The following is a 21,345-nucleotide window of genomic DNA, read 5'->3' as shown; positions in this document are numbered from 1 at the left end:
CAGAAGAAGGCACCGCAGATATGAAAGACTTGGAAAACATTCCCGCCCTGATGCATGATCTGGGCAAACGCGCAAAGGCAGCAGCAGGTCTCCTGGCCACAGCCAGTGCAGAATGCAAAACCAAAGCCCTGCTGACCGCAGCAGATGCCGTCTGGGCCAATCGCGCGACAATTTTCGAAGCCAATGCCAAGGATCTGGAGTTTGGTCGCGAAAAAGGCCTGACAGCCGCGATGATGGACCGTCTGGAATTGAACGAAGATCGCATCCAAAGCATCGCGGATGGTCTGCGCGCAATCTCAGGTCAAGACGACCCTGTGGGCGAAGTTTTGACCGAATGGGACCAACCCTCGGGTATCAATATCCAACGTGTACGCACGCCGCTGGGTGTGATCGGCGTGATCTATGAAAGCCGCCCCAATGTCACGGCAGATGCCGGGGCGCTGTGTCTGAAGTCCGGCAATGCGGTGATCCTGCGCGGTGGCTCTGAAAGCTTCCATTCTTCACAAGCGATCCATGCTTGCCTGGTCGAAGGGCTGCAGGCCGCCGATCTGCCCAAAGACGCAGTGCAGCTGGTCCCCACGCGCGATCGCGCAGCGGTGCAAGAACTGCTGACCATGACCGACTATGTGGATGTGATCGTACCGCGTGGCGGCAAAGGGCTAGTTGGCTTGGTGCAACGCGAAGCGCGGGTGCCTGTTTTTGCCCACCTTGAAGGGATCGTGCACGTCTATGTCGACAAATCCGCCGATCCCCAAAAGGCGTTGGATGTTGTTTTGAATGCAAAAACCCGCCGCACCGGCATTTGTGGCGCTGCGGAATGTTTGCTGATCCACCAGGATATCGTTGATGGTCTGGGCTCGGATATTCTGACTGCATTGTCAGAGGCCGGCATTGAAATTCATGCCGCCGAAGGGCTGAAAGGTCCGCGGGGCATGGTCACCGCCACGGATGAGGATTGGGGCAAGGAATATCTGGACGCCATCATCGCCGCCCGTCCCGTGGCCGACATTGATGAGGCGATTGCCTTTGTGCGCGCCCATCACTCGCAACACACCGATTGTATCATCACCGAGGATGACGCGGCGGTTGCCCAGTTCTTTGGTCAATTGGACAGCGCGATCCTGATGCACAATGCTTCAACCCAGTTTGCCGATGGTGGTGAGTTTGGCATGGGTGCAGAGATCGGCATTGCGACCGGTAAAATGCATGCGCGCGGACCCGTGGGCGCGGCGCAGCTGACCAGCTTCAAATATCTGGTGCGCGGCAACGGCACCGTACGCAGCTAAACAAAAAGCGCCGGGACAACCGGCGCTTTTTCCTCATTCCCTTGGCCTGCATTTAGAAACTGAGTGAAACGCCGGTTTCGCTATGCGTATATGCAATATTGCGAGCAAGCTCTTTCGCGAGCTCAGGCAAAAGCGCAAATTGAACCGATGCGGGGGAAATCTTTGTTGCCCCTTCGACACCGGTCAACCAGTTCCACAACCCGGGATCCAGGTTCACTTTGCGCCCGGTGCCAGAGATCGTCCAGCTTTCGCCGGTTTTGCGCATTTCAACTTCGCCACCATAGGGCAGGGCGCTTTCCAGACAGAGCGCGGCGAGGAAGACCGCACGCACCTCTGCCCGCGGGATCGCCTCGGCCGGGTGCCATTGGTACTTTAGACGTCCGCCCTTGCTCAGGTCATCCAGAACAGAGGTAACTTCAGCCTTTCCAAGCCCTTGTTCGCCGGCGGCGCCAAATGCGATGCGAAAGAACCGGATGCGCGCGTTGGCGTTGCCAACACTGTCTGAAATCAATTCCAGCTCTGGCCCATCGACGGCACCCGCCATGCCCAACAGCTCCAACCCATTGTTGATTGCGCCCACAGGGCTAATCAGATCGTGGCAGATACGAGACCCTATCAAAGTGGCGAGATTAACGTTATCTACGGCCATGTTTTCCTCCGATGTGAGCCACCCGTTATGAATGACCTCAACTCTGTTCTTGCTCCTGGCATGTTGGTGAAACATCCAGATCACCCCGATTGGGGCTTGGGGCAGGTCCAATCCAACGCAGGCGGCAAAATCACCGTAAATTTTCCCGATCAGGGAAAGCTGGTGTTTGACGGTGCGCGGATCGCATTAATCCCCGTTTTTGATCAGTGAAAACGGTTGATGAACCGTTAACTTTATCAAGAAGATTTGACTTAAACTTGCTCAACCTGTGCCTCATGGGATATCTGCGCGCAAGTAAGAACCGACCCGGATGATCAATGGCCACCCTCACGCAAGACTTTACTGTAAAAATCGCCGAAACGGCGGAGGAACTGCGCGCCGCACAAGCGCTTCGATATGAGGTTTTTGTGCGTGAATTGGGCGGTGACGGGGAGCTGGTCGACCACGTGGCTGGCTTGGAACGCGACCGGTTTGACCCCTATTTCGACCATATGATTGCCAGTGACACGTCCACGGGGCGGGTCGTGGGGGTTTACCGGTTGTTGCGCAGTGAACAGGCCACCAAAGTCGGCCAGTTCTATTCAGACGATGAATATGATCTGAGCGTTTTGCAAAGCTCGGGCCGCAAGGTTCTGGAACTGGGACGGTCATGCCTGCATCCGGATTATCGCGGCGGCATGGCGATGTACCATTTGTGGAAAGGCCTGTCGCAATACGTCCTGACGCATGAGATCGAGATCCTGTTTGGCACCGCGAGCTTTCACGGAACAGACATCGCGGCGCTGGCGGCGCCTCTGTCGATGCTGCACCACAACCATCTTGCGCCACAAGACTTGCGGGTGCGCGCCAAGACTTACCAATCCATGGATTTGATCCCCTTGGAAGACTTGGATCGCCGGGCCGCCATGGTGCAGATTCCGGCTCTAATAAAGGCCTATTTGCGTCTGGGCGGCTTTGTTGGGCAGGGCGCTTATGTCGATGACGCCTTTAACACCACCGATGTCTGTTTGATCCTGGACACCGCGCGAATGAACGAACGACAACGAAAAATCTATACAGGTGAGCGTTAATTTATGTCGATGAGCTGGCAAAGCGAGACCGCACCCGATCCGGTGCACATTTCCTTCCAAGGGTGGGTGCTGATTGCGCTTCGTGTTCCGCCTTTGATGGCGCTCAATATCTCTTGCCTGCTTCTGCTATGGCTAGTCCGTGTCGTTGAGCGCCCGTTGGTCGGGGCCAAACGGCCGGTCAGCGGACATATTGCCAAAACGATCGGGCGACTTTCGCTGTGGGTCATCGGGTTTCAATATAAGACCACCGGAAAAAGCATGAAGACTCCAGGCGCCGTTGTGGGGAACCATTCAACCTGGATCGATATCTTCACGTTGCATGCCGCCAACCGCGTTACATTTGTGTCCAAAGCCGAAGTGGCCAGCTGGCCCGCCATTGGCTGGCTTGCCAAAGCCACGGGGACGGTTTTCATTGAACGCGACCGCGCCCAGGCCCAAGAACAGACGCAATTGATCAAAGATCGTTTGCAGGCGGGACATAAGCTGTTGTTCTTTCCCGAAGGGACCTCGACGGATGGCTGCCGGATCTTGCCGTTTAAAAGCACGCTCTTTCAACCCTTTATGAGCGACGAACTCCGCGACACCCTTGCGATACAACCGGTCACGGTTGTCTATCATTCCCCCGCGGGCGAGGCTGATCGCTACTATGGTTGGTGGGCTGCGATGAGCTTTGGTGAGAACCTTTTGAAAATTCTGGCAACCTCTAAACAGGGCCAGATCGAGGTGGTGTTTCACGACCCCCTGATGGCCAAGGATTTCAAAAACCGCAAAACGCTGGCTGCGGCCTGTGAAGCTGCGGTGCGCGGTGGATTTGAGGCCCGCAAATAGATCCGGCTGATGGCCAAAGAAATCCAACAATTGGCCACGTGGGTGGTTGTGATTCTCCGACAAGTCAACTATACGCGCGCCATTCGAACCCGCAGGCGGGGTTTGGTCTGATCAGGGGAGACATCCCTGAGAGACCGCCGGTTGGACGCAATTGCGTCTGAGACCCCCGCTGAGGATTAAAACCGGAAAAGGAATACAAGCATGGCTCTTCCCGAGTTCACCATGCGTCAGCTGCTAGAAGCTGGCGTTCACTTTGGTCACCAGACACAGCGCTGGAACCCACGTATGGGTCCATACATTTACGGCGCGCGTAACGGCATCCACATCATGGACCTGACCCAGACTGTTCCTCTGTTGGACCAGGCTCTGCAGGCTGTTCGTGAAACTGTTGCCAAAGGTGGCCGCGTTCTGTTCGTTGGCACTAAGCGTCAAGCGGCCCAACCGATCGCAGACGCCGCTGAGAAATCCGCGCAATACTACATGAACCACCGCTGGCTGGGTGGCACGCTGACCAACTGGAAAACCGTTTCCCAGTCGATCCAGCGTCTGAAAGAAATTGACGAGCGCATGGAAACCGGCGCCGAAGGCCTGACCAAGAAAGAGCGTCTGGGCATGGAGCGTGACCAGCTGAAGCTGAACGCATCTTTGGGCGGCATCCGCGAAATGGGCGGCGTTCCTGACCTGCTGTTCGTAATCGACGTGAAAAAAGAAGCACTGGCCATCGCCGAAGCCAACAAACTGGGTATCCCAGTTGTTGCAATCGTCGATACCAACTGCTCCCCTGATGGCGTTGACTACATCATCCCGGGCAACGACGATGCATCCCGTGCGATCTCGCTTTACTGTGACCTGGTATCACGTGCGGCACTGGACGGCATGTCCGCTCAACTGGGCGCGGCAGGTGTTGATCTGGGCGAGTTCGAAGAAGCTCCGGTTGAAGAAGCTGTGGCTGAGGAAGTCCAAGCCTAATCTTCCCGCATGTCACATGATTGACATATGGGGCAGGGTAGACCTGCCCCAAATCCCTTTCGAATTGAGGAGAGCCAAAGATGGCAATCACAGCAGCACTCGTGAAAGAACTGCGCGACAGCACCGGCGCCGGCATGATGGACGCCAAAAAAGCGCTGACCGAAACTGACGGCGACATGGAAGCGGCTATCGACTGGCTGCGCACCAAAGGCCTGGCGAAAGCGGCCAAGAAATCCGGCCGTACCGCAGCAGAAGGCCTGGTGGCTGTTGTTGTTGACGGCGGCACCGGTGTTGCTGTTGAAATCAACTCCGAGACCGACTTTGTTGCGAAAAACGCGGATTTCCAGGAAATGGTATCCAGCATCGCAACCACCGCATTGGGCGTTGCAGACACCGAAGCACTGGCAGCCGCTGAAATCGACGGCAAAGCAGTGTCCACCGTGATCACCGACAAAATCGCCACCATCGGCGAAAACATGAACCTGCGTCGCATGGCAAAGATCGAAGGCGAAACTGTTGTCGCTTACGTTCACAACGCGGCCACCGCTGGCATGGGCAAAATCGGTGTTCTGGTTGCCATGAACGGCGGCGACGAGACAATCGGCAAACAGGTCGCAATGCACATTGCAGCCGTTAACCCAGCCGCGCTGTCCGAGGCCGATTTGGATCAGGCCGTTGTCGAAAAAGAAAAGCAAGTCCAAATGGATATTGCGCGCGAGTCCGGCAAGCCTGAGCAAGTGATCGAAAAAATGATCGTTGGTCGCATGAAGAAGTTTGTTGCAGAAGCAACTCTGCTGAACCAATCCTTCGTTGTGAACCCTGACCTGACTGTTGAAGCCGCTGCAAAAGAAGCTGGCGCGACCATCACCGGGTTTGTGCGTCTGGAAGTTGGCGAAGGCATCGAAGTCGAAAAAGAAGACTTTGCAGCTGAAGTTGCGAAAGCAGCACAAGGCGGTTAATCGTCCAAACGGCGCAAGTTGTTTAGATCCGGGGCACCTGAAACATGGTGCGCCGGATTTTTTTTGTTTTTCCGACGGAATTCTGCGGTCTCAACGTTTGTACAGAGACGTCAAACGTTATCGCAGGCGGGGAACAGCACATGATACAGGGAAATAAAAAGAGGGGCCCCATTGATGGGGATGTATGGGACCCCTCATAAATTCTGGATGGAATACGGATCAATAAGCACCCACGACCAGAAAAGCCATAGAGCCCAGAAATTGCCGGGATTATAGCTCGATGCTCCTAGGCCAAAGCCACCACTCACGGAACACGGATAGTATGTTACTATATCACCGTGGGCTGTAGTAGTGTTTTCCGTACCATTGGCTATTCCTTGCCAATTCCTTAGTGAAATCGAATTTTGCTTTGGTTTTAACGCCTTGCAGAGGCGTCAGGATTCCATTTGATAAATCTGATTGCTCATTGCCGCCTTCAAAACGGCTTGGGCACTGGTGTCAACCGCCAGTGCTTCGCGAGCGAGTCGCAGGTGCTTTTCTATCGTCGCAGTGGTAAGATCCATAATCGTTGCGATATCCTGGGTTGTCTTGCCATCGCCAACCCATTGCAATGCCTCACGCTGGCGATTGGTCAAGCTGCGATTTGGCTGCACGTAGGGCAGGGTCAGGATCTTGAGGTGGACGATGTTGTTGATCAGCTCGATATCGCTGCCATGGGCCAGCCACAGCGCGTCAACTTGGTCCTGCGTCATATCGGCCGCAGCCAAGGATACTGCGCCTTTGAAGCGCGGTGAGAACGAAAAAAAGCTGATGGTGTAGCCTGCGGTCATCGCCATTTTGCGATTGAACTCAATCACCTGCAACGCCCGTTCATCCAGCGCGCCCGTATCCGAGAGCGCCTGAATGTGGCTCCAACTGCAGGCACCTTCATTCTCCAGCGCCCAACGCACCATAGGCGCATGAAAGTAGAGACCGCTGCGAATGAAGCCTTCCATATAGGCCTGACCGTGATTGGACAGGATCAGGAAATCATCGGGATCGCCAAGGGAATTGGCAACCTTGTGGCGGGTATACCCATATAGAACCCGGTCGAAACCGTATTCCGCCATTTTTTCCTGATAGGCTTTCCACAAATGCTCAAGGTTGCGACATCCCGCGACAAAGGCCAGGAATTCCACCAAATCCATTGTCTATTCGGCTCCCAAATGCGCCAACAGGGCATCGATTGCCATGAGATACCCCAACGAGCCAAAGCCACAAACCTGGCCAATCACTGCGCGAGAAATATAGGATCTGTGCCGAAATTCCTCGCGGGCGTGGATGTTTGACAGGTGAACTTCAACCGCTGGTAGCTCAACCGAGAAAATCGCATCCATCAGTGAAATCGACGTGTGGGTATAGGCACCTGCGTTCAGAATGATCCCATCATATGCGCCTTTGGCGGCGTGGATTTGATCGATCAACACGCCCTCATGATTGGACTGAAAGCAGCTGACGTTCGCACCCAGCTTCGTCGCGTGTTGCAGGCACTTCTCTTCGACCATGGCCAAAGTTTCGCTTCCATACACCTCAGGCTGACGTGTCCCCAACAGATTGAGGTTAGGACCGTTTAAGATCAGAAGCTTTGTCATAGGGTATTTCCGTTCTTTCAATCTGTGTCTCTGCGGCAGGCGGTACGTCACGTGCACCTTCAAGTTGCAGCAGAATGTGACCTCTTACAAAGTTTAACCACGTAAGAAAAGCTACGCCCAGTCTCGCGACGATCTTTCTTTGAATAGTAGCGCGACAATTGTCTGATCAAACTAGAATAAATCCGAAAATTTCCAGAAGGATTTGCGCAATCTGTAAGGCTTTGAACATTTTATACAGGCATGTTGATGCCGCAGCGTGGTTTTACGTAACGCAAAATCCTCGACCCAGGGGGCGGCGCCACGCTAGATGGATCTATCAGCGGAGAACGACGCAATGACTGCGCAAGAATGGCTAAATCGCAGAGAACACGGGGCAGGGATCGTTGAACTGCAGCTGGGAAATGGGCCCTCAAACGCCCTATCCGCTCCATTTCTGGACGCTCTCGCGGCTCAAGTTACTGCGCTGGATCAGGAGGAAGCCGTAGAAGTGATCCTTCTGGGAAGCCCGTTCCATGACTTTTCAACCGGTACTGGGGCGGAGCAGAACACTGCGGACTTCATGCAGGCTTTGGATCACGCGCTCATTGCCATATTTGCCTGCAAAACGCCAATCATGGCCGTTGTGAACGGTGACATCCATGGGCCGGGCCTCAGCCTGATCCTGGCCTGTGACACGCGCATCGGTGTTGCAAAATCCGGCTATAGCTTCAATGGCGTCGAAACCGCATTGGAGCTGAGTGCGGCCGAGATCGTTCTGATCAAAAACACGCTGGAGTCCCATGTGGTGCGCCGCATGTTCCTGACTGGGCAGACTATCGGACCAGTCGCTGCCCGAAATTATGGCATCATTGATATTGTCGCGGAAGATCAGGAAGATTTGTGGATGTATGCCTTGCGCGAGGCAAAGGCGCTCTGCGCAATTTCACCAGAAAACTACGCCCGGACCAAGACCAAGGTGCGCGCGCAAACCCTTGAAACCATGCGGGCGGCCTGCGGCTAAACCGAGATAACAGGACGACGGCATTGGATAAGACGCCATTTGAACAGATCGCCAAATGGCAGAATTCCTATGTCGAATCTGGCCGATATGCGGGCAGCTCTGTTCTGATCCATCAAAACTGTGAGGAGCGGTTCTTTTCGGCCGTGGGTCTGCGTGACATTGAAACGGGTGCAAAATTCAATCGCGACACCGTGGTGCGGCTCTACTCAATGACCAAACCGGTGACGTCACTTGCGGTCTTGATGTTGATCGAACGCGGGCTTTTGGCGCTTGATACGCCATTGAACGCGGTTCTGTCGTACTTTGATAGGATGCAGGCTCTGGCGCCAAATGCAGAGCGTATCGACCAGGCCGAAACCTGCCATGCGCCTACAATTCTACACCTTCTGACGCATCAAGCTGGATTCAGTTATTCCTTTAATTCCGGTCTATTACCGGATGAAATGAATGTACGCGACTTCAGCATGAAACCTGACCAAGGAACACTCAAGCAGCGTATGTCCGAATTGTCCGAATTGCCGCTGGCCTTCAAACCCGGTCGAAAATGGGAATACTCAGTAGCCACTGATGTACTGGGCGCAGTGATTGAACAGGTCACAGGTCAAAGCCTCGATCAGTTTCTTCGGGCTGAGATTTTGGATGTCCTCGACATGCAAGAAACCGGCTTCTGCCTGCGTGACGATCAAAAGCCGCAGCTCTCTACGTTGTATTCAGCGCATGACGATACCGGGTTCAATGTCGCACCAATCCACAAGGGCGCGGTAAAGCTAAACGAAATGGAAACGGGCGCAGACTCGGCATTTAGCAGAACGACGTTATTTTCCGGCGGCGGTGGTCTGGTCGGAACAATTGACGATTATGCCAAGTTTACCAACATGTTGCTGGCCGATGGTCAAGTTGACGGTGACAGTTTGGTCTCACCTGCGACAGCACGTGCGATGCGAGCGAACCATTTGCCAGGTGAGATTGCCGACATGGGCCCAACAAGTTTTGCCGAACAACCGATGAAAGGAATGGGATTTGGACTTGGAGGATCTGTACTGCTCGACCAGACACGTGCACAAACTGCGGGTTCCGTTGGGGATTTCAGTTGGGGTGGCATTGCGTCGACGTATTTTTGGATCGATCCAGTTCAAAAGCTATCGGTGATATTCTTCACGCAGCTTCTACCATCCAGCGCATATCCGTCGCGTTCCGAGCTAAAAGCACTTGTTACGGGCTGTTTAAACATAAATAATTAACATAATACATATTACACATCTAAACGCCGTAGCCGCTGGCATTTTCTAATCTGTGAAGCGACTTTTCCACTATTCTACTGGAAAGTCAGGAGAACAGTTTACGAAACACAGAGAGTTGAATCTAACCGAACGCCGTATCATTGAGGATCATTTGCGTCGTAAGATCAAAGTGACTGAGATTGCGCGTCAGATCAATCGCCACCGCGCCACTGCGTATCGTGAAACCAAATGCAATGCTTTCACAAATCCAAGAACTGCCGCAGTTGAATGGTTATTACGGAATGACCGCCCATAAGTCCGCGGCTGAACGACGTGCGAGACGGCGCAAGCTAGTGCGCATTCCAGAACTCCGAGAAGCTGTGATTGATCGGCTTCAAGAAGGCTGGTCACCAGAGCAGATTGCAGGTCGGTTGAAGTTCGAAGGCCATGCAACCACTGTCAGCCATGAGACGATTTATGCCTATGCCTACAGCCCAGATGGCGAGTCGCAGGCGTTGGCCCGGTACCTACCAGATCGCTGCAAAAAGAGAAAACCGAGCTATGCTCGAACCCCGCCTGGCATGACTTTTCCGCCGGAGAGATCAATTCACAATAGGCCGGAGCATATCAAAACCCGAGAGACCTTTGGCGCATGGCAAGGTGATCTTATGATCTTTCGGCGTGAACACGGCAAGACTAATGTGACATCTTTGGTCGAACGCAAGACCCGCTACGCGGTGCTGTTCCGTAACAATGACCGCAGCTCGAACCACTTCATGACACGACTGATGAATATCATGGATATCCCTGCCCCAGACAGCACGTCAGTCAATCACCTTTGACCACGGGATTGAGTTCTCAGGTTGGTGAAAACTCAAACCTGAGATCGGAACCGAGGCTTGGTTTTGTGGTCCGCAAGCTCCGTGGCAAAAAGGATCCGTCGAAAACATGAACAAGCGAGCGCGACATGAAGGCGATTTGCGACCGCTTGAATGGAACACCGAGGAAGTGCTTGGGATGGAGAACGCCGACTGAGGCATTCGCCGAAGAACTAAGAAAACTGGGATAGAGAAATGCCGCAACCTAATTTGAGTTAACAGAGGAACGCGCTACACTGAAGTGCAACTCCTTTTAGAAAACAAAGAGTTATCTACTAGGAGGTCATGGCATAGGAGCCATTTACACGCAACCATCACTGTCTGAACCCCGCAAGATTGAGAACTGGTGGCACGCAAAAGTGCCCGTCAGAGAGATGGCGCGTGTCCTCAAGCGCCATACAACCACGATCATTCGCGAGATCAAACGCAATTTCTGGGCGAATGACGCATTCCCAAAGAAGTATGCTGGCGACTTCGGTCATGCTGCTCAACTGCAAACGGGCAAGCGCCGATCTGTGCAGCGCAAACTGATCCGGTATCCTGAGCTGTGCAAGACAGTTGTGGCGAAGATCAAACTGGGATGGACGCCCGAGCAGATCGGCAACCGCATGATCTAACAAGGCGCTGCGTGTCTGCCCGAAAACGATCTATCGCTACAACTACTCCAAGGAAGGCATGAACCAAGAGCTGCGGTGGTATCTGCCCGAGCATCGCAAAGCGCGTCGTCCACGTCGGGTCAGAAAGCGCTAGAAGCCTAAGTTCGACCGTGATGTAAGCATCCTGTTCCGCCCGGATGATGTTGCCCATCGCCGCCAGGTCAAAGACCCGAATTTCTCATATCTCAACTCAGTCAGCCGTATAATTAGCCCCGACGGCGACGCCCACCGCCACGACGCCCACGGCCTGCCGCGCCATCCTCATCGGATTTATTGAAACGGATCCATTCTGCGCCGCCTTCATCGTTGTTGGTCAGAAAGTTCGCAGCCCGGATCGCTTCCATCTCTTTGCCAGCCCGCGGTTTGGTCGAGCCCATGCCAAAGAGTTTCACAAAGACCTCATCGTCGATGTCATCCGGCAGGATGATACCGGCCGCCGCGATCTCTTCCTTTTTGGCAGCGATCTTTTTGGGGCCAACCGGCAGCGCGATCGGGTTCATAATCGCAGAGGTCATCCCTGTCGCCATCGCCATCGGCAAGAACGCGTTGTTGATGCCGTGACGGTTTGGCAGGCCGAACGAAATATTGGATGCACCACAAGTGGTGTTCACACCCAACTCATTGCGCAAACGGTTATTCAATTCAAAGACTTGCAGCCCAGCCGTTCCCATCGCACCAATTGGCATCACCAGCGGATCAACGACGATGTCATGCGCTGGAATGCCAAAATCGGCGGCACGTTCAACGATCTTTTTCGCCACAGCAAAGCGGACTTCGGGGTCCTCAGAAATGCCCGTATCATCGTTTGAGATCGCAACCACCGGCACGTTGTATTTCTTGACCAATGGCAGCACAAGCTCGAGCCGTTCTTCTTCACCGGTGACCGAATTCAACAACGGACGCCCTTCGGCCGCTTCCAGACCGGCTTCCAGCGCGCCAGGCACCGATGAGTCGATACACAGCGGCGTGTCGGTGACAGCTTGAACCGTTTTCACCAGCTGACGCATCAGGTCAGGCTCAACAAAGTTGTTGTCGGCGTAACGCGGGTCTTCGGCCATTTTGTTGGAAAACACCGCACCAGAGTTGATGTCAAGCACCGTGGCACCTGCCGCGACCTGCGCCAGTGCGTCGGCTTCAACGCGGGAAAAGTCACCGCGCTCCAGCTCTTCGTTCAGAATCTTACGACCGGTTGGGTTAATGCGCTCACCAATAACTGTGAACGGCTGATCGAACCCGATAATCGTGGTTTTCGATTTAGATTCAATAATAGTACGGGTCATACTTGATCCTTTAGGTGTTCACAGGTTTCGCCGACTTACCGCCATTGTTAATGGCCCAAGTCGCGTTGGTCTTGATCCCGCCCAGCGGGAAGAAATGCACGTTGGTGACGTTGAAATCGGGGTTCGCGGCTTTATGCGCGGCAAGTTCGGCCACAACATCAGTCGGCTCATAGGGCAGCAGCAGCTTGCTCACATCCATCGCGCGTTTCTGCAGCACTTTCAGCGACGGCCCTACCCCACATGCGATGGCGAATTTGATCAACGTCTGCAGCTTGGCTGGGCCTGCGATGCCAATATGAACCGGAATGTCCACGCCCGCGTCCTTGATCGCATCGGCCCAAGCAATGATCGGCTTGGCGTCAAAGGCAAACTGGGTTGCCAGCGCCATCTGCGCATCGGTGGTTTCCGAGAATTTCTGCTTCCACAAAAGCGCTTCGGAGACGTTCTTGTCAGACCCATCGGGGTCGATATCTTTGTTCCCCTCGGGGTGACCGGCCACATGAAGGCTGGTGAACCCGGCTTTGTCAAAAAGACCGGTTTCCAACAACTGCATCGAGCTGTGGAAATCGCCATGCGGCGTGTTCACACCGCCGGCCAGCAGCAGCGCTTGTTTGACATCGGCCTCACCCTGATAGCGGGCAATCCAATCGGCAAGCGTCGCCTGGTCCTTGATAATCCGGGCCGGGAAATGCGGCATGACGGGATAGCCTTCGGCGTTGATACGCTTGGCTGTTTCCACCATTTCCTCGATTGGCGTGCCCTCGATATGGGCAATGTACACACGCGTGCCTGCGGGCAGAAGGTCACGAAAGTCGTCGACTTTGGCCGCGGTGCGCGGCATCACTTCAATCGAATAACCCTCTAGAAAGGCTTCGACTTCTGGGTTTACAGGCTGCGCGCCATTGTCCCGTTTTTTAAAGTTCAGCAAAGCCATCGCGGCCTCCCATAAAGATCCCAAGGCTTACGCCCATCCGTCATTCGCGATCAGCGCCTTTAGGCGGTCCTGATCATACTCCTGTTCCAGACGTTGAGCTTCCGACACGACGATCTCGTCTGCCGCGCCGTCCACGGGATAAGGATCTGCTTTGCGCCACTCAGCCAGATAGGCATCTGCATCCTTGGCACCGACTTTCATGGCAGCCCGGTCGATCGCTTGTTCAAAACGTTCATCCAGGACTTTTTTGCTGCCACGGCGGCCTTTGCCAACAATGACCTGAGCCGGAATATCTCGCCAATATACGATTGTGACGTCAGGCATTTTCCTGATCCCCTCATTGTCTGGGTCTTTATGGTTTGTACTGGCAGCATGTGTGGCACGTTCGTCGGTTTTCGACGCCACATGCGTTTTCAGCGACCTTTTGGCGGAACATGGGATACGCGGAACACACATAAAAATCCAGCACAAGCGGCGCTCATAATATTCACACTCTTCATGAGCATGATTGGAACAATTGCCTGAGATTTACTCACATTCTGTCTCGGGAAGCTTGCGCCGGAGGTACGCGCGACATATCCTAAACTTAACACGATAATCGGAGGGCGTGAATCATGGCGCCCAGGCGTTCAAAAGGTGCCCATACGTTTCCCGTCGCGGTAGAGACGACAGCACCGGCCCGCCCAGATCCTGACGCGTTGTATGCGGCTTTGGATTTGGGAACAAACAGTTGCAGGATGCTCATTGCCCAACCCAAGGGCAGCGGGTTTCATGTGGTCGATAGTTTCTCCAAGTCGGTGCAATTGGGCGCCGGCCTAGAGAAGTCTGGCCGATTGTCGCGTAGCTCCATGAGTCGCACGATACAAGCGCTGCGGATCTGTCAGAAAAAGCTGAAACGCCATCGCGTCAAAAACATGCGACTGGTTGCGACCGAAGCCTGTCGGCGTGCGAAAAACGCACGTGATTTCATCCATCAGGTGCGGCGCGAAACCGGGTTGAAGCTGGAGATTATCAAACCAGAAGAAGAAGCCCGTCTGGCCGTCATTTCTTGCGCGCCCTTGGTCTCGACAAAAACCGAACAATTGTTGGTGGTCGATATCGGTGGTGGGTCGACCGAGCTGGTCTGGATCGACCTCTCATCCGTGCGCCGTCGCGACCGCCCGACCGCGATCATGCGGTTGCAGGCCGGATTTCACACCGGGGACAGCCCATTTCCGGCCGCAAAAGTGGTCGATTGGATCAGCGTCCCCCTCGGCGTGGCAACCCTGCGCGATCAGTTTAATGACGTCGAAGATGATTCCGCGCGCTTTGCCCTGATGAGCTGGTTTTTCGAAGAAAACCTGGCGACATTTGCCCCCTACAAGGACGAACAAACTCGCGAAGGGTTTCAGATCGTTGGAACATCCGGCACCGTAACAACCGTGGCTGCATCCCATTTGGGGCTGAAACGCTATGACCGGACCAAGGTCGATGGGCTGCGGATGACGTCGGATCAGATTGACAAAGTGATACGAGGGTATCTAGACCTCGGTCCCAACGGACGCCGCCATGATCCCCGGATCGGCGATGACCGGCAGGCGTTGATCATGTCAGGCTCAGCTATTTTGCAGACGTTACTGCGGTGCTGGCCCACGGATCGCCTGTCTGTTGCGGATCGGGGACTGCGCGAGGGGCTGCTTTATGCCCAGATGAGCGCGGATGGTGTTCTGGAAGACGGGCCGTTCTGACCCAAGCTCCAATATTGAAATAGATGTGATAAAGTAGCCCAAGACGCTGCTTTCGTGATGGTGATGAAATGGCAAAGACGCCAACTGGAAAAAACACTTCTGGCCGTGGACAACGGGACCTGAAGGTCAAAGTGAAATCCGCGCGCGGACGTCGGCTCAGCTCGACTCGCTGGCTGCAGCGGCAATTGAACGACCCCTATGTGCGGCGTGCCCAGCTAGAAGGGTACCGCGGCCGCGCGGCGTATAAGATCATGGAACTCGACGACAAATTCCGGTTCCTTGTGCCTGGTGCTCTTATTGTCGATCTGGGTTGCGCGCCCGGTGGCTGGAGCCAAGTCGCGGTAAAACGCGTCAATTCATTGGGTGAGAAAAAGGGCAAGTCCGTCGGCCGCATCGTCGGCGTGGATTTGCAAGAAATTGAGCCGCTTGCTGGTGCTGAATTTCACCAGTTGGACTTCATGGATGATGGCGCTGACGATCAGGTCAAAGAGTGGCTTGGCGGCAAAGCGGACGTCGTGATGTCGGATATGGCCGCGTCCAGTTCAGGCCACAAGCAGACCGATCACATGCGCATCATTTCGCTATGTGAAACAGCAGCTTATTTTGCATTCGATGTTCTGGAAGTTGGTGGAACATTCGTTGCTAAAGTTCTGGCTGGCGGCGCGGAAGGCGAATTGCAAAAACTGCTCAAGACCAAATTTGACAAGGTCCTGAACGTCAAGCCGCCCTCCTCCCGGTCGGACAGCTCTGAAAAATTTGTGGTGGCCATGGGGTATCGCGGCTGACGCTACACCCCATCTGCACGTGCGATGCACTTAAAGTGGCGCGCGCGCCTGAAGCGACTGGCTGGCAATCTCACGCTGGATGCGCGGCAGCATGTCTTCATCTTCGGTCAGGCGTAAAATGCGGACCTGTTCGGATGGCGATTTACTGCGGATGACCTTGGCGGTCTTGATGACTTTGATGGTCTGCGCGAGAATTGACATGGTTTATCCCAACTGCTTTTTTTTGCCTCTGCTTCTGGGATAAGCGGCGAGTGTGGACCAGTTATGGCCCAATTGTGGCATAGCTGCCTTATTGTTGTTAATTTGGAAACAGTAGCTAGCCCTGCGCCTCCTCGCGCAACGACATCAAAGCACCGTTCAATTCCGCTCCAAGGATCAGAATTGCCGCGTTCAGATACAGAAACACCAGCGCGACCATAGCGCCAGCCAAGCCTGCATAGGTCGCCGAATACTGCGCAAAACTCGCGACATAATAGGCAAAGCCAAGGCCCGCAGCCCACCACAGAACAACGGTAAAAACGGCCCCTGCCCCGATCTCAGTCAACCTGTGCAATCGATCCGGTAACGCCAGATGACTGACGAAAACGGCGGCCAGAGGCACGGTCAGCACCAAAATACCGTTCAACCCATTTTCCCAAGTCGCAACAAAGCACTCATTCATTCCCGGAATTTGCTCCGCAAGATATCGAATGGACAGCGGCAAAAGCACCTCGAACAAGGCAGCTGCCAAAAGGCCAAGCCCGCCGAGGATCACCAAAACCACGCAGATCAGGCGCGCTTTCCAATACGGGCGGCGATCCTCCTCCCGATAGGCGGAGACCATCGCCAACCGTACCGCGTCAACACCGTTGGAGGCAAAATAAAGCGTCACGATACCGCTGAAGGTCACCAAGCGCAGGCCCGAGTTTTGCAGCACCGCAACCACCTCTCCTTTGATCGGATCAGCAACGGCCGCAGGCCAAGATCCGAACAGCAGGTCCAGAACATATTCAATATCAATGGATTGCGCCGAAACCTCCGTAACCGCCCCCGCTAAAGAGACCGTAAACAGCGCAAAGGGAAACAGCGCCAACATCATCGACATCGCAATATGGGAACTCAACACCCAACCGTTTTTCAGTCGGAACTGCTTAGTGGCCAGGACTAGCGCTTTGAAAAAAATGTGAACCGCCATTCAGATGTCCCTCTGCACTACCGCGTCACAGCTGAGCGATCCCTGCGGCAAAACAGGGTCGCTCGCAAATTCGTGCTTTCTTTTCAAAACCAACGCCTTATCCCTGTTGTATATCACATCGAAACTGTGACGCTGCTGACCTTTGCAGGCGCGCGCTTTGGGAGATCCACTGTGACCCTGGTGATGAAAAATGTAGACAAAGCCTTTGTTGCACAAGGGCGACGGCGCGAAATCCTGCGTGGTGTGTCCCTAAAGCTGAACGCGGGTGAGACGCTGGCGCTCACCGGTGAAAGCGGATCAGGGAAAAGCACGCTTCTGCATCTGGCAGCCGCGCTGGATCACTGCGACGTTGGAGAGATTTATGTGGCCGGACAAACCGTTACAGACATGTCTGAAACCAAACGGTCCGCACTACGGCGTGATACTGTGGCGGTGATCTTTCAGCAATTTAACTTGGTGCCCTCGCTCACGGTTTGGCAGAACATCGCGCTGCACGCTCGATTGGCTGAACGCTTTGAGACCGATTGGGCCACGCACCTGTGTCAGCACCTCGGCTTGGATGAGCTGCGCGAACGATATCCGGATCAACTGTCCGGCGGCCAACAACAACGGGTCGCGATTGCGCGGGCCATGGCGGTGCGCCCGCAACTTTTGCTCGCCGATGAGCCCACCGGAAATCTGGATGAAGAGACCAGCCATAAGGTACTGGATTTGCTCCTGGATCTCGCACGTCAGGAAGGAACGTCGCTGTTGCTGGTCACCCATTCACAAGCGATCGCGGCACGCACGGATCGGCGACTTCATTTAAGCCAAGGGCGCATAGAATGATGTACTGGGGCCTCCTGGCGCTCCTGTCTCATTGGCGCCACGCACCCGTTCAATTGGTGGCAATTGTCTTCGGGTTGGCGTTGTCGACAGCGCTGTGGTCGGCGGTGCAGGCAATCAATGCAACCGCGCGCAGCAGCTATGCCACGGCGGAATCCCAACTCACGCTCTTTGGGACGGACCGTATTACAGTCGCTGACGGAGACCTTTCGCTGGCGGATTACGTCGCACTCAGACGCCAAGGGTGGCTAGTGTCGCCAGTTTGGGAAGGCACAGTGACACTGGGCGGCCGCGCGGTGACGTTGATGGCCATCGATGTTCTGTCTCACCCGATGGTCGACACTCTTTTGAACTCAAACGACGCGTCCGCGTCCGACACGTCATCCAGTGCGGCTCCGAAACTGGATCAACTGCCGTTCTTTGCGCACCCTCAAACTCTGGACGAGATGGAAATACCGGCGACACGCACTACTGTCGTGCCCAACCTTCCCATTGGCATTGTGGTGACTGATTTTGCCGTGGCGCTAGACCTGAGCGTTGACTTGAAAAACCTCTCGTACCTTGTTGTTTTACAAGAGAACGCGAAAGAAATCGTTGCGTTGCCGCCAAAGTTTCGGTGGGCCCAAGCGGCGCAAATCTCGCCTGGGCAATTAACCGATAGCTTTCACCTGAACCTGACAGCCTTTGGCCTGCTTGCCTTTGTGGTGGGCCTTTTCATCGTGCAAAGCACCATCAAATTGGCGGTAGAACAACGGCGCGGATTGATGCGAACGCTGCGCAGCCTTGGCTTGACATTGACCGCCCTCGTATCTCTCTGTGCCGCGGAACTTCTGTTGCTGGCTTTGTTTGCGGGTAGCCTGGGATTAGGACTCGGTTTTTTTGTCGCCGGCGCTTTGCTGCCCGGGGTCAACGCCACTTTGAGCGGGCTTTACGGGGCAAAGGTTTCCGGCGCTTTGAGTATGGAGCTGTCATGGGCGCTCCTCGGCCTCGCGATGACTGTGCTGGGCACCGCGATTGCCGGTGGAAGCTCCCTATTCCAAGTCTATCGCTTGCCCATCCTGCAAGGGCCGGCAACATCTGCGCGCGGAGCAACCTCTGCACGGATGCGCAAACGAGGGTTAATTGTCGGTGGCTTATTGTTGATTGTCACCCCGCTCCTCCTCTTGGTGCCGCACTTGATTGCAGGCTTTGCGTTGATGGGCTCCTTGATGTTGGGAAGCGTGTTATTGCTGCCCGCCGTTGCCTCGTGGATTATTGGTTTCGCCGAAGGGGCCGCACGGCCCGGATTGCAGCAGTGGCTCTGGTCTGACATGCGGGTTCAGTTGCACACGCTTGGCGTCCCACTGATGGCTTTGGCGCTGGCCATTGCGACAAATATCGGCGTTGAAACAATGACATCCAGCTTCAGGCTCACGTTTATCGATTGGATCAATCAGCGGTTTGCAGCTGATCTTTATATTCGTGTGGATGACCCTTCGCAGGCGCCTGCGATATTGGACTACTTATCAAGCCAAGGACACACCGCGCGCCCTCTTCGAACCGCTGATCTGCCGAGCGCGGCGCATCCGACCCGAGTTTGGGGCGTTGTGGATGATCCTTATTACCAAACCCACTGGCCAATGGTTGCGCAAGCGCACGAGACCTGGCCGAACCTTCATGCAGGCGACGGGGTTGTCATCAACGAACAAATGGCGCGGGCCCGTGATCTGTGGCCCGGTGATACGCTGTCTTTGCAGAATATCGGGGCCGTGCCGATCCTGGGCGCCTATTCGGACTACGGCAATCCAAATCACCAGATCATAATGTCCAACGGTCTTTTGGAGCGCAGCTCCGTGGACGCGCAGCTCACCAATATCGCGGTCGCCGTTTCCGATAAAGTCAGCCTTCGCAACGCATTGCGGGACCAATTCAATCTAGATGACAGCGCGATTTTAGACCAGCCTCAGTTGCGCGACCAATCGCTAAAGATCTTCGATCAAACCTTTGTGGTCACGGCCGCGTTAAACGTATTGACCCTCGCTATCGCTGGTTTTGCTTTGCTCACCAGCTTTGCAGCGCTGTGGAACCAGCGTTTACCGCAGATTGCGCCGATTTGGGCGATGGGATTACCGCTGCACCAGATCGCCCGGCTTGAGGTGGCGCGCAGTCTTGGTCTGGCGTTTCTGACTGCCCTATTTGCCATACCGTTGGGCCTGGCGCTGGCTTGGGTGTTGTTATCGGTGACCAATGTCCTGGCGTTCGGGTGGAAACTGCCGCTTTATCTCTTTCCTGTCAGCTGGTTGCGCACCGTTCTTTTGGCACTGTTGGCCGCACTTTTGGCCTGTGCACCATCGGCATTTCGACTGCTGCGTATCGCTCCTTCAGAATTGCTCAAGGTGTTCGCCAATGAACGTTAAACAGATCTTCACCGCGCTCATCTTGCTGGCACCGGCAATCACGCAAGCCCAAGGGTATGCCGGCCTGGGGCAAAGCGCAGCAGATGGGTTTCAGGTCCCAGAACGCGGAACATCCCTTTCGTTCCCGCGTGACCATTCTGCGCATCCTGATTTTCGCATTGAGTGGTGGTATTTAACGGCCAACCTTAAAGACAACGATGGTCAAGATTTGGGAATTCAATGGACCTTGTTCCGCTCTGCCAGCGAACCCCAAGAGACACATGATTGGCAAAGCCCACAGCTCTGGCTCGCGCATGCAGCCGTCACCACCGCCGACACCCACCGTTTCGCCGAAAAGCTGTCTCGCGGAGGCATTGGTCAAGCGGGTGTCATCGCAACCCCGTTTGAAGCTTGGATCGATGATTGGCGCATGGCGGGCACAAACGCCAGCCTCGATCACCTGTCGTTGACTGCATCTGGCGATGGTTTTGCCTATGATCTGCAACTTCGCGCCGACGGGCAGTTGGTCTTTCACGGCGATCTGGGGTATTCCGTAAAGTCTGAGGCGGGACAAGCGAGCTATTACTACTCGCAACCGCACTACAAGATCACGGGCCAAGTCACTCTGGACGAACAGGTTTTCGATGTGAACGGCTCAGGCTGGCTTGACCGCGAATGGTCCAGCCAACCCCTTGCAGATGATCAAAGCGGTTGGGACTGGTTCTCATTGAACTTTGACGACAACAGCAAGCTGATGGGTTTTGTCTTGCGCGGCGCATCTGGCCCCTTCACTTCCGGCAGTTGGATTAACCCCGAGGGCAGCGTGTCACCGCTTCCACCCGGCGCGTTTCAGGCCGCTCCGGTTGCGTTCGACAGTTCGATTTCGGGCGACATTCCAACGTCTTGGAAGGTGACGTTACCTGAGCGATCCGTTGACATCACCGTCACCGCCCTGAACCCTGACGCCTGGATGGAGACCTCGTTTTCCTATTGGGAAGGTCCAGTAAAGGTAACTGGCAGCCACAACGGGCGCGGATATCTGGAGATGACGGGCTACGGGGAGTAGGTTTAACCCTTCTCTAACGCGTTTAGCTATAAA

At 54.9% G+C, this 21,345-nt stretch carries 21 protein-coding genes and 2 pseudogenes; 15 read left to right on the top strand and 8 right to left on the bottom strand.

The features are described from left to right. The first annotated feature begins 20 nt into the window (after nt 1–20). The gene (locus KMP13_RS11130; protein ID WP_215265932.1) at nt 21–1,286 is read left to right on the top strand and encodes a glutamate-5-semialdehyde dehydrogenase; all 1,266 of its coding nucleotides are present in this window, start codon (nt 21–23) and stop codon (nt 1,284–1,286) included. 52 nt (nt 1,287–1,338) lie between these two features. On the opposite strand, the gene KMP13_RS11125 is transcribed toward KMP13_RS11130, so the two are convergent. Continuing rightward, entirely contained in the window at nt 1,339–1,935 is a 597-nt protein-coding gene (locus KMP13_RS11125; protein WP_215265931.1) for a histidine phosphotransferase family protein, read from the bottom strand. 27 nt (nt 1,936–1,962) lie between these two features. Between KMP13_RS11125 and KMP13_RS11120 the strand changes: the two genes are divergently transcribed. From KMP13_RS11120 to tsf, 5 genes are all read left to right on the top strand, one after another. Beyond that, nucleotides 1,963–2,145 (top strand): DUF3553 domain-containing protein, encoded by a 183-nt coding sequence (locus tag KMP13_RS11120; protein WP_215265930.1) that lies wholly within the window; start codon nt 1,963–1,965, stop codon nt 2,143–2,145. Between the two features lie 107 nt (nt 2,146–2,252). Beyond that, on the top strand, nt 2,253–3,005 hold the full coding sequence (locus tag KMP13_RS11115) for a GNAT family N-acetyltransferase (RefSeq protein ID WP_215265929.1): 753 nt from the start codon (nt 2,253–2,255) through the stop codon (nt 3,003–3,005). 3 nt (nt 3,006–3,008) lie between these two features. Next, nucleotides 3,009–3,833 carry a lysophospholipid acyltransferase family protein gene (locus KMP13_RS11110; RefSeq protein ID WP_215265928.1) on the top strand — a complete coding sequence of 275 codons (825 nt, stop codon included), beginning with the start codon at nt 3,009–3,011 and terminating at the stop codon, nt 3,831–3,833. Nucleotides 3,834–4,034: 201 nt separating this feature from the next. Next, a complete protein-coding gene (rpsB, locus tag KMP13_RS11105; protein ID WP_215265927.1) occupies nt 4,035–4,802 on the top strand; it encodes a 30S ribosomal protein S2 in 768 nt (255 codons plus the stop codon). An 80-nt stretch (nt 4,803–4,882) separates the two neighbouring features. Beyond that, on the top strand, nt 4,883–5,761 hold the full coding sequence (tsf, locus tag KMP13_RS11100) for a translation elongation factor Ts (protein ID WP_215265926.1): 879 nt from the start codon (nt 4,883–4,885) through the stop codon (nt 5,759–5,761). A gap of 434 nt (nt 5,762–6,195) precedes the next feature. Here tsf and KMP13_RS11095 read toward each other — a convergent pair whose 3' ends face one another. Next, the gene (locus KMP13_RS11095) at nt 6,196–6,948 is read right to left on the bottom strand and encodes a LuxR family transcriptional regulator (protein ID WP_215265925.1); all 753 of its coding nucleotides are present in this window, start codon (nt 6,946–6,948) and stop codon (nt 6,196–6,198) included. Nucleotides 6,949–6,951: 3 nt separating this feature from the next. After that, nucleotides 6,952–7,392, bottom strand: coding sequence for a type II 3-dehydroquinate dehydratase (aroQ, locus tag KMP13_RS11090; protein ID WP_215265924.1), 441 nt, complete (start codon nt 7,390–7,392; stop codon nt 6,952–6,954). A 334-nt stretch (nt 7,393–7,726) separates the two neighbouring features. On the opposite strand from aroQ, the gene KMP13_RS11085 reads away from it, so the two are divergent. The 4 genes and pseudogenes from KMP13_RS11085 to KMP13_RS21075 all read left to right on the top strand — a co-directional run. After that, the gene (locus KMP13_RS11085; RefSeq protein WP_215265923.1) at nt 7,727–8,392 is read left to right on the top strand and encodes an enoyl-CoA hydratase/isomerase family protein; all 666 of its coding nucleotides are present in this window, start codon (nt 7,727–7,729) and stop codon (nt 8,390–8,392) included. Nucleotides 8,393–8,415: 23 nt separating this feature from the next. Further along, the gene (locus tag KMP13_RS11080) at nt 8,416–9,633 is read left to right on the top strand and encodes a serine hydrolase domain-containing protein (RefSeq protein ID WP_215265922.1); all 1,218 of its coding nucleotides are present in this window, start codon (nt 8,416–8,418) and stop codon (nt 9,631–9,633) included. A 52-nt stretch (nt 9,634–9,685) separates the two neighbouring features. Beyond that, nucleotides 9,686–10,681: pseudogene (locus KMP13_RS21080) on the top strand (IS30 family transposase). Nucleotides 10,682–10,780: 99 nt separating this feature from the next. Beyond that, a pseudogene (locus KMP13_RS21075) lies at nt 10,781–11,306 on the top strand (transposase); the annotation flags it as partial. 46 nt (nt 11,307–11,352) lie between these two features. Here KMP13_RS21075 and KMP13_RS11065 read toward each other — a convergent pair. From KMP13_RS11065 to KMP13_RS11055, 3 genes are read right to left on the bottom strand one after another with little or no spacing between them, the layout of a single operon-like run. After that, the gene (locus KMP13_RS11065; protein WP_215265921.1) at nt 11,353–12,426 is read right to left on the bottom strand and encodes a methyltetrahydrofolate cobalamin methyltransferase; all 1,074 of its coding nucleotides are present in this window, start codon (nt 12,424–12,426) and stop codon (nt 11,353–11,355) included. 10 nt (nt 12,427–12,436) lie between these two features. Beyond that, nucleotides 12,437–13,360, bottom strand: coding sequence for a methylenetetrahydrofolate reductase (locus KMP13_RS11060; RefSeq protein WP_215265920.1), 924 nt, complete (start codon nt 13,358–13,360; stop codon nt 12,437–12,439). A 27-nt stretch (nt 13,361–13,387) separates the two neighbouring features. Then, nucleotides 13,388–13,684, bottom strand: a complete 297-nt coding sequence (locus tag KMP13_RS11055) for a virulence factor (protein ID WP_215265919.1) — start codon at nt 13,682–13,684, stop codon at nt 13,388–13,390. A 290-nt stretch (nt 13,685–13,974) separates the two neighbouring features. Here KMP13_RS11055 and KMP13_RS11050 point away from each other — a divergent pair, with 290 nt between their 5' ends. Both KMP13_RS11050 and KMP13_RS11045 read left to right on the top strand, forming a co-directional pair. Beyond that, nucleotides 13,975–15,087, top strand: a complete 1,113-nt coding sequence (locus KMP13_RS11050; protein WP_215265918.1) for a Ppx/GppA phosphatase family protein — start codon at nt 13,975–13,977, stop codon at nt 15,085–15,087. A gap of 68 nt (nt 15,088–15,155) precedes the next feature. Further along, nucleotides 15,156–15,872 (top strand): RlmE family RNA methyltransferase, encoded by a 717-nt coding sequence (locus KMP13_RS11045; RefSeq protein WP_215265917.1) that lies wholly within the window; start codon nt 15,156–15,158, stop codon nt 15,870–15,872. A gap of 30 nt (nt 15,873–15,902) precedes the next feature. On the opposite strand, the gene KMP13_RS11040 is transcribed toward KMP13_RS11045, so the two are convergent. Both KMP13_RS11040 and KMP13_RS11035 read right to left on the bottom strand, forming a co-directional pair. Next, nucleotides 15,903–16,073, bottom strand: a complete 171-nt coding sequence (locus KMP13_RS11040) for a hypothetical protein (RefSeq protein WP_215265916.1) — start codon at nt 16,071–16,073, stop codon at nt 15,903–15,905. Nucleotides 16,074–16,188: 115 nt separating this feature from the next. Continuing rightward, the gene (locus tag KMP13_RS11035; RefSeq protein ID WP_215265915.1) at nt 16,189–17,046 is read right to left on the bottom strand and encodes a YihY/virulence factor BrkB family protein; all 858 of its coding nucleotides are present in this window, start codon (nt 17,044–17,046) and stop codon (nt 16,189–16,191) included. A gap of 183 nt (nt 17,047–17,229) precedes the next feature. On the opposite strand from KMP13_RS11035, the gene KMP13_RS11030 reads away from it, so the two are divergent. From KMP13_RS11030 to KMP13_RS11020, 3 genes are read left to right on the top strand one after another with little or no spacing between them, the layout of a single operon-like run. Next, nucleotides 17,230–17,874, top strand: coding sequence for an ABC transporter ATP-binding protein (locus tag KMP13_RS11030; RefSeq protein ID WP_215265914.1), 645 nt, complete (start codon nt 17,230–17,232; stop codon nt 17,872–17,874). Continuing rightward, the gene (locus tag KMP13_RS11025; protein WP_215265913.1) at nt 17,871–20,267 is read left to right on the top strand and encodes an ABC transporter permease; all 2,397 of its coding nucleotides are present in this window, start codon (nt 17,871–17,873) and stop codon (nt 20,265–20,267) included. The genes KMP13_RS11030 and KMP13_RS11025 overlap by 4 nt, the downstream gene beginning before the upstream one ends. After that, on the top strand, nt 20,257–21,312 hold the full coding sequence (locus KMP13_RS11020) for a lipocalin-like domain-containing protein (protein WP_215265912.1): 1,056 nt from the start codon (nt 20,257–20,259) through the stop codon (nt 21,310–21,312). Before KMP13_RS11025 ends, KMP13_RS11020 begins: the two co-directional genes overlap by 11 nt. The last annotated feature ends 33 nt before the right edge of the window (nt 21,313–21,345 follow it).

Source organism: Epibacterium ulvae (assembly GCF_018678075.1).
In the GTDB taxonomy this organism is placed as follows: domain Bacteria; phylum Pseudomonadota; class Alphaproteobacteria; order Rhodobacterales; family Rhodobacteraceae; genus Epibacterium; species Epibacterium ulvae_A.
Note: the sequence above shows the minus strand (reverse complement) of the source record. Positions and strands in the feature narration are given on the sequence as shown.

What these genes read in the sequence shown, in the direction of transcription:
- KMP13_RS11130 (WP_215265932.1), top strand. Translation starts at nt 21, where the DNA reads ATGAAAGACTTGGAAAACATTCCCGCCCTGATGCATGATCTGGGCAAA.
- KMP13_RS11125 (WP_215265931.1), bottom strand. Translation starts at nt 1,935, where the DNA reads ATGGCCGTAGATAACGTTAATCTCGCCACTTTGATAGGGTCTCGTATC.
- KMP13_RS11120 (WP_215265930.1), top strand. Translation starts at nt 1,963, where the DNA reads ATGAATGACCTCAACTCTGTTCTTGCTCCTGGCATGTTGGTGAAACAT.
- KMP13_RS11115 (WP_215265929.1), top strand. Translation starts at nt 2,253, where the DNA reads ATGGCCACCCTCACGCAAGACTTTACTGTAAAAATCGCCGAAACGGCG.
- KMP13_RS11110 (WP_215265928.1), top strand. Translation starts at nt 3,009, where the DNA reads ATGTCGATGAGCTGGCAAAGCGAGACCGCACCCGATCCGGTGCACATT.
- rpsB (WP_215265927.1), top strand. Translation starts at nt 4,035, where the DNA reads ATGGCTCTTCCCGAGTTCACCATGCGTCAGCTGCTAGAAGCTGGCGTT.
- tsf (WP_215265926.1), top strand. Translation starts at nt 4,883, where the DNA reads ATGGCAATCACAGCAGCACTCGTGAAAGAACTGCGCGACAGCACCGGC.
- KMP13_RS11095 (WP_215265925.1), bottom strand. Translation starts at nt 6,948, where the DNA reads ATGGATTTGGTGGAATTCCTGGCCTTTGTCGCGGGATGTCGCAACCTT.
- aroQ (WP_215265924.1), bottom strand. Translation starts at nt 7,392, where the DNA reads ATGACAAAGCTTCTGATCTTAAACGGTCCTAACCTCAATCTGTTGGGG.
- KMP13_RS11085 (WP_215265923.1), top strand. Translation starts at nt 7,727, where the DNA reads ATGACTGCGCAAGAATGGCTAAATCGCAGAGAACACGGGGCAGGGATC.
- KMP13_RS11065 (WP_215265921.1), bottom strand. Translation starts at nt 12,426, where the DNA reads ATGACCCGTACTATTATTGAATCTAAATCGAAAACCACGATTATCGGG.
- KMP13_RS11060 (WP_215265920.1), bottom strand. Translation starts at nt 13,360, where the DNA reads ATGGCTTTGCTGAACTTTAAAAAACGGGACAATGGCGCGCAGCCTGTA.
- KMP13_RS11055 (WP_215265919.1), bottom strand. Translation starts at nt 13,684, where the DNA reads ATGCCTGACGTCACAATCGTATATTGGCGAGATATTCCGGCTCAGGTC.
- KMP13_RS11050 (WP_215265918.1), top strand. Translation starts at nt 13,975, where the DNA reads ATGGCGCCCAGGCGTTCAAAAGGTGCCCATACGTTTCCCGTCGCGGTA.
- KMP13_RS11045 (WP_215265917.1), top strand. Translation starts at nt 15,156, where the DNA reads ATGGCAAAGACGCCAACTGGAAAAAACACTTCTGGCCGTGGACAACGG.
- KMP13_RS11040 (WP_215265916.1), bottom strand. Translation starts at nt 16,073, where the DNA reads ATGTCAATTCTCGCGCAGACCATCAAAGTCATCAAGACCGCCAAGGTC.
- KMP13_RS11035 (WP_215265915.1), bottom strand. Translation starts at nt 17,046, where the DNA reads ATGGCGGTTCACATTTTTTTCAAAGCGCTAGTCCTGGCCACTAAGCAG.
- KMP13_RS11030 (WP_215265914.1), top strand. Translation starts at nt 17,230, where the DNA reads ATGAAAAATGTAGACAAAGCCTTTGTTGCACAAGGGCGACGGCGCGAA.
- KMP13_RS11025 (WP_215265913.1), top strand. Translation starts at nt 17,871, where the DNA reads ATGATGTACTGGGGCCTCCTGGCGCTCCTGTCTCATTGGCGCCACGCA.
- KMP13_RS11020 (WP_215265912.1), top strand. Translation starts at nt 20,257, where the DNA reads ATGAACGTTAAACAGATCTTCACCGCGCTCATCTTGCTGGCACCGGCA.